Genomic DNA, 6,545 nt, shown 5'->3' with positions numbered 1-6,545 from the left:
CTCGCAATCTGGATCAAAGCATCATAAACTATACTGATTGTTTTATAAAAGTAAATATAAACAAAAAAGCTTCAGATTTCTCTGAAGCTTTGTCTTAGTAGCGGGAACAGGACTCGAACCTGTGACCTTCGGGTTATGAGCCCGACGAGCTGCCTACTGCTCTATCCCGCGTTGTTTCGGGTGCAAAGGTATAACCAATTATTGGATATTTCAACAAAAAATTAAAAAAATGTTTTTATTTTCTGTATTGGCTTGATATAACTACCTTTGCAGAATAAATAGTACACAAATGTCACATAAAGCAGGTTTCGTAAACATTATCGGAAATCCAAACGTTGGAAAATCAACACTTATGAATGCTTTCGTTGGAGAACGATTGTCAATCATTACATCTAAAGCACAAACTACACGTCATAGAATCCTAGGAATCGTTAACGGAGAAGATTTTCAGTTAATCTTATCTGATACTCCTGGAATCATCAAACCAGCATACGAAATGCAGGAATCGATGATGAACTTTGTAAAATCGGCTTTTGAAGATGCTGATATCCTAGTTTATATGGTCGAGATAGGGGAGCAGGAACTTAAGGATGAAGCTTTCTTTAATAAAATCATCCATGCAAAAATTCCAGTATTGTTGTTATTGAATAAAATCGATAATTCAAATCAGGAACAATTAGAAGAGCAAGTAGCTTTTTGGACTGAAAAAGTTCCTAATGCAGAGATTTTTCCAATTTCGGCATTACAAAATTTTAATGTGCCTGAGGTTTTTGGAAGAATTATCGAATTATTACCAGAATCTCCAGCATATTATCCAAAAGATCAACTTACAGATAAACCAGAACGTTTCTTTGTAAATGAAACTATCCGTGAAAAAATCTTGTTGAATTACAGCAAAGAAATACCATACGCAGTAGAAATCGTAACCGAAGAATTTTTCGAAGATGAGAATATCATCCGTATTCGTTCTTTGATTATGGTGGAGCGCGATACACAAAAAGGAATTATCATCGGGCATAAAGGAGCAGCTTTGAAAAAAGTTGGAACAGAAGCTCGTGCCGATTTAGAGAAATTCTTCGGAAAACAAATTCACATTGAACTATATGTAAAAGTGAATAAAAACTGGAGAAGTAATGCGAATATGCTAAAACGTTTTGGGTATAACCAATAAGATTAGTATTCAGTTACAGTCTCAGTATTTAGTGGCGGTTTTCTGAAATTGTTTTTGCAAACTTTAAACAGTAACTGAATACTGAGACTGATACTAATTACTGTAAACTAAGAAAACGATGGTAAAATCGGATATTAAGCCTATGCCAGAATACTTTGATCGGTATATTAATCTTGTTGAAGATATAGAACTAGAAGAAGCATTTGAGAAAAGTATAGTACAATTACAGCTATTGGATATTTCGGCTTTTATAGAATTAAAAGGGAAAACATATCAAGAAGGTAAATGGACGGTTAATGAAATTATCCAGCATATTACTGATATCGAAAGATTATTATGTTCTGGGACTTTGAGATTTGCCAGAGATGAAAAAGATTTTGTTATAAGTTTTGATGAAGATGAAATGGCAAGAAAATCCAAAGCAAATTCTAAAGCTATAAAGGAAATCATTGATGAGCTAATTGCTGTAAGACAATCCACAGCGGCATTATTTAAGAGTTTTGATGCTGAGGATTTATTAAAAACAGGAATTAACTGGAAACATAGAATGTCTGTACTAGCAATGGGGTTTAATATAATTGGTCATCAAATTCATCATTTGAATTTTATTGACAAAAAATATTTACCATTGATTGGTTAATTTTGAAAAAGGTTAGCCGTTGAATTGGTTAATCGAAAGTTGATTATATAATTGAGCCTAGCCCAGATGGGAACGACATCCTTTTATGTTTTTCTTTAAAACATAAAAGATATAGTGGACAGCTGGAAATAGCTCCTAATAAAAGTAGTCAGTTTTCAGTTTGAAGTCACAGTTTTAGCAGTTTTTTTACTGAATACTTAAAACTGATAACTACAAACTAAAAAAGACTACCTTTGCAAAAAATTAAAATAAAGCATTTTGGACTACAAGTGATTAGGTTTTTGGGTAACTAAAAATCTAAAATTTGAAATTCAAGATCTAAAATTCAAAAAAATGAATAACATTGTTGCGATAGTAGGAAGACCTAATGTAGGGAAATCAACCCTTTTTAATAGGCTGATACAAAGAAGAGAAGCTATTGTAGATTCAGTATCTGGGGTTACCCGTGATAGAAACTATGGTAAAAGCGAGTGGAACGGAAAAGAATTTTCTGTAATTGATACGGGTGGATACGTTCGTGGATCAGATGATGTTTTTGAAGGAGAGATCCGCAAACAAGTAGAATTAGCTATTGACGAAGCCGATGTAATTATTTTTGTAGTAGATGTCGAAGAAGGCATTACTCCAATGGATGACATTGTTGCCCGTTTGTTACGTAAAGTAACCAAGCCAGTTTTATTAGCAGTGAATAAGGTAGATAACGCAATGCGTGAGAAAGATGCTATAGAGTTTTATAACCTTGGTTTAGGAGAATATTACACATTTGCAAGTATTTCAGGAAGTGGAACTGGAGATTTATTAGATGCTTTAATCGAATCTTTTCCAGTAAAACCAGAACCAGTTCAGGAAGAGGTAGTTTTACCTCGTTTTGCAGTGGTTGGTCGTCCAAATGCTGGAAAATCAAGTTTTATCAATGCATTAATTGGTAAAGAACGTTTCATGGTAACTGATATTGCAGGAACTACTCGTGATGCGATTGATACTAAATTTGACCGTTTTGGTTTTGAATTTAACTTGATTGATACTGCGGGAATCCGTCGTAAAGCAAAAGTTAAAGAAGATTTAGAGTTTTACTCAGTAATGCGTTCAGTTAGAGCAATTGAGCATGCAGATATTTGTATTTTGATTATTGATGCTACACGTGGATTTGAAGGTCAGGATCAGAGTATTTTCTGGTTGGCAGAAAAGAACCGTAAAGGAGTTGTAATCTTGGTAAACAAGTGGGATTTGGTCGAAAAAGATACCATGTCAACACGTGATTACGAAGAGAAAATCCGTAAAGAGTTAATGCCTTTTACAGATGTGCCTATTCTTTTTGTTTCAGCTTTAACAAAACAGCGTTTGCTAAAAGCATTGGAAGCTACAGTTCAGGTTTTTGAAAACAGAAAACAAAGAATACCAACATCTAAGTTTAATGAATTTATGTTGAAGGTAATCGAAGCATATCCGCCACCAGCGACTAAAGGAAAGTATGTGAAAATTAAATATTGTATGCAGTTGCCAACACCAACACCTCAGTTTGTGTTTTTTGCAAATATGCCACAATACGTTAAAGAGCCATATAAGAGATATCTTGAAAATAAGATTAGAGAAAACTGGGACTTCTCAGGAGTACCAATCGATATTTATATTAGAGAGAAATAATAAAAAAAATCCCGAGAAATCGGGATTTTTTTATGGAATGAAGTGTGATCGTGAAATATTTATATCTTTAGTAAGTTATCTTTGTTCAGAAAATTATTTGTCGGATAAAAAAATAGATGATAAGTAGTAATAAAAATAGATTAAACCTTTGCTCTTTTTTTTGGTCTTACCGTATTAAAAATTCCTTACATGTTTAAATTGTACTCCTTCTTGCTGGCTTTTATTTTAGGTTATAGTGTTAGTGCTCAAAATGATATTGTTATTAAAGGGACTGTCATTGATATTAATACACAACTACCGCTGGAACTTGCTACAGTTTATTTTTCTACAGCTAAAGATTCTACAGTAATTGATTATGCTACGACTGATAAAAATGGTTTTTTTATAATAAATACCAAGAAATACGATAAGCCTGTTTTTTTGAAGATAAATTACATGGGGTATCAGCCCTATTATGAAGAAGAAAAGGGGCTTTTAACAAGTAAAGATTATGGGAAATTATATTTACTCGAAAATGTAAACGCCTTAGATAATGTAATCATAAAAACAGAGGCAGCACCAATTACGATGAAGAAGGACACATTAGAATTTAATGCTTCTTCTTATAAAGTACGTCCAGATTCAAATGTAGAGACCTTATTAAAACAGCTACCAGGTGTTGAAGTCGATAATGCAGGTAAGGTTACTGTAAACGGAAAACAAGTAACTCAGTTTTTGGTAAATGGAAAGCCTTTTTTTGATAAAGATGGAGCGATTGCTTTAAAAAATTTACCAGCCGAAATTATAAAAAAAGTTCAAGTATCTGATTTTAAAACAAAAAAAGAAGAGTTGTCTAAGCAAGAATCTACTTCAGATAATTCTAGCATTAACTTAACGATAGACGAAAAGAAAAACAAAGGTTTCTTTGGTAAAATTCTAGGTGGTTACGGTTCTGATGATCGGTATGAAAGTAGTCTTATCATGAATTTTTTTAATAATAAACAAAAAATAAGTGTTTTAGCCTCTTCTAATAATATTAATTCTTCTGGATTTGCTATGGATGATGTGTTTGATAATATGGGAGGCGGGAGAAATAGTAGAGGAATAGGAGCTTCTGAAGGAGGTAGAGGAATTACACAGTCGAGTTTGGTTGGATTTAATTATTCTGATGAGTGGGCAAAAGATTTGGAAGCCTCGGCGAGTTATAATTTTTCGAATTCAATTAATAAAAACGCAAGTAAATCAGATCAAACCAGTTTTTTACCTACAGGGAACATTGTAACAGGGTCTGAATCGAATTCAAGAAATGAAAACACAGGAAATACTGTAAATCTTGACTTAGAATATAAAGTCAGTCCAAGTATTTATATTTTTGTTTCTCCAAAGCTAGGGCAAACTCGTTCTAATAATAATTCTGATTCTTCTAGTTTTTCTGAAGATGAAAATGGAGTGTCTTTAAATGAAAGTAATTCGAAATCGTATTCAGAAACTGAGAATAATAGTTTTAGTAATACTATAAATTTCAATAAGAATTTTGAGAAAAAAAAGCGTAATCTGAATTTTGTATTTATGAATAATAATACAAGTAATGATTCGGATGCTTTTAATCTTTCGAAGACTATTTTTTATAAAGATAACAAACCGGATGATGAGAGAAATCAAAATACTAAAAAGAATACAGTTAATGATTCCTATTCGTTAGATCTTGAATATACTGAGCCTATTACGGATTCTTTAAGAGTACGATTTGGAACAAACTTGGATTTTGTAAGTGCAGTAAACGATGAGAAAACATTCAATTTTGATGCAGACACAGAATCGTATTCAAACTTAAATTCAGCATTGAGTAATTATATAACTTCAAAACAAAATACATTTAGCCCTAAAGTTGGAATTACTTGGCAAAAAAGTAAATTTACTGTAAACATGAATTCCAGAACAGCTATTGTTGATTATGACAATCATTCTTTGTACTTGGATAAAGTAACAGATTTAAATAGAAAATATGCTTTGCCTTATGCTGATTTTCAAATTAGATACAAGTTTAGTAAGTCCAAAAATTTGTCATTTAAGTTTGATCATTCTAATTCGCTTCCTACTTCAATTCAGTTATTACCAGTTTTGAATTTGAGTAATCCGTTGAATACCATCATAGGAAATCCAGATTTAAATCCAATAGAAAAAAATAGTATTAATTTCAATTTTAGAAATTTTGATTTCCGTACACGTTCAGGTTATAGTATGTTTGTTCGGGCAGATTTTTATAATAATGATGTAGTTTCGACTTCTGTTTATGATGATAGCGGAAAAAGAACCACTACTTATACAAACATTTCAGGAACCTATAGCACTTCTGTAGGCGGAAATTGGAATCAGTCGATTAAGAAAGAGGCTCATGTTTTAAGATACGGTTTGGGATTAAACGGTACTTATGCTTTTGATAAAGGGTATACAAATGCTGTTTTATACAATGCAAAATCTACAGCAATCACGCCAAAAGTGTATCTGTCATACGAATATGGGGAACTGCTTACTATTGCTCCATCATATAGTTTGTCTTATAACGAGACAAAATATGAGAATTCCTCAAGAGATGCTACTTCTAATGTGATTCATAATATCAATTTGCAAGCAACAACCTATTGGCCTGAAAATTTGGTTTTCGGAAATGATTTTGGATATACTTACAATTCTAATATTTCGAGTGATTTCAAGAAATATTTTTTCTTGTGGAATACAAGTTTGTCTTATGGTCTTTTGGATAAAAAGTTGTTTGTAAAAGTAAAAGTCTATGATCTTTTAAATCAAAACCAAAGTGCTACGAGAACAATTTCTTCAACCTCGATTCGTGATGAAGAAAATACAGTTTTAAAACGTTATGTGATGTTTTCGCTATCGTATAAAATAGGGAATTTTGCATCTACTCAAAAAGGATCTAAGAGAAAGGGGTAAAGGTTTAGGTGTTAAGGCTCAAAGTAACAAAGGGGCAAAGGGACAAAGAAAGGGGCAAAGAGGCAAAGGTTAAAAATTGGCATTAGCCAATTTTTAAACATCTAACATCTAACATCTAACATCTAACATCTAACATCTAACATCTAACATCTAACATCT

Annotated in this window: 4 protein-coding genes and 1 tRNA gene; 4 read left to right on the top strand and 1 reads right to left on the bottom strand. The window is 32.3% G+C overall.

What is annotated here, in order from left to right:
- Positions 1-98: 98 nt before the first annotated feature.
- Positions 99-171, bottom strand: a tRNA-Met gene (locus OIU80_RS02485).
- Between the two features lie 118 nt (positions 172-289).
- On the opposite strand from OIU80_RS02485, the gene era reads away from it, so the two are divergent.
- From era to OIU80_RS02465, 4 genes are all read left to right on the top strand, one after another.
- Positions 290-1,171, top strand: coding sequence for a GTPase Era (gene era / locus OIU80_RS02480; RefSeq protein WP_230604533.1), 882 nt, complete (start codon positions 290-292; stop codon positions 1,169-1,171).
- A 118-nt stretch (positions 1,172-1,289) separates the two neighbouring features.
- Entirely contained in the window at positions 1,290-1,811 is a 522-nt protein-coding gene (locus tag OIU80_RS02475; protein WP_264285510.1) for a DinB family protein, read from the top strand.
- Between the two features lie 333 nt (positions 1,812-2,144).
- Entirely contained in the window at positions 2,145-3,455 is a 1,311-nt protein-coding gene (gene der / locus OIU80_RS02470; protein ID WP_264285509.1) for a ribosome biogenesis GTPase Der, read from the top strand.
- A gap of 189 nt (positions 3,456-3,644) precedes the next feature.
- The gene (locus OIU80_RS02465; RefSeq protein WP_264285508.1) at positions 3,645-6,386 is read left to right on the top strand and encodes an outer membrane beta-barrel protein; all 2,742 of its coding nucleotides are present in this window, start codon (positions 3,645-3,647) and stop codon (positions 6,384-6,386) included.
- Positions 6,387-6,545: the final 159 nt, after the last annotated feature.

This window comes from Flavobacterium frigoritolerans (genome assembly GCF_025847275.1).
GTDB lineage: Bacteria > Bacteroidota > Bacteroidia > Flavobacteriales > Flavobacteriaceae > Flavobacterium > Flavobacterium frigoritolerans.
The sequence above is the reverse complement of the archived record's forward strand: the minus strand, read 5'-3'. Positions and strand labels throughout refer to the sequence as shown.

Coding starts and splice junctions, on each gene's coding strand:
- era (WP_230604533.1), top strand. CDS start 290: ATGTCACATAAAGCAGGTTTCGTAAACATTATCGGAAATCCAAACGTT.
- der (WP_264285509.1), top strand. CDS start 2,145: ATGAATAACATTGTTGCGATAGTAGGAAGACCTAATGTAGGGAAATCA.
- OIU80_RS02475 (WP_264285510.1), top strand. CDS start 1,290: ATGGTAAAATCGGATATTAAGCCTATGCCAGAATACTTTGATCGGTAT.
- OIU80_RS02465 (WP_264285508.1), top strand. CDS start 3,645: ATGTTTAAATTGTACTCCTTCTTGCTGGCTTTTATTTTAGGTTATAGT.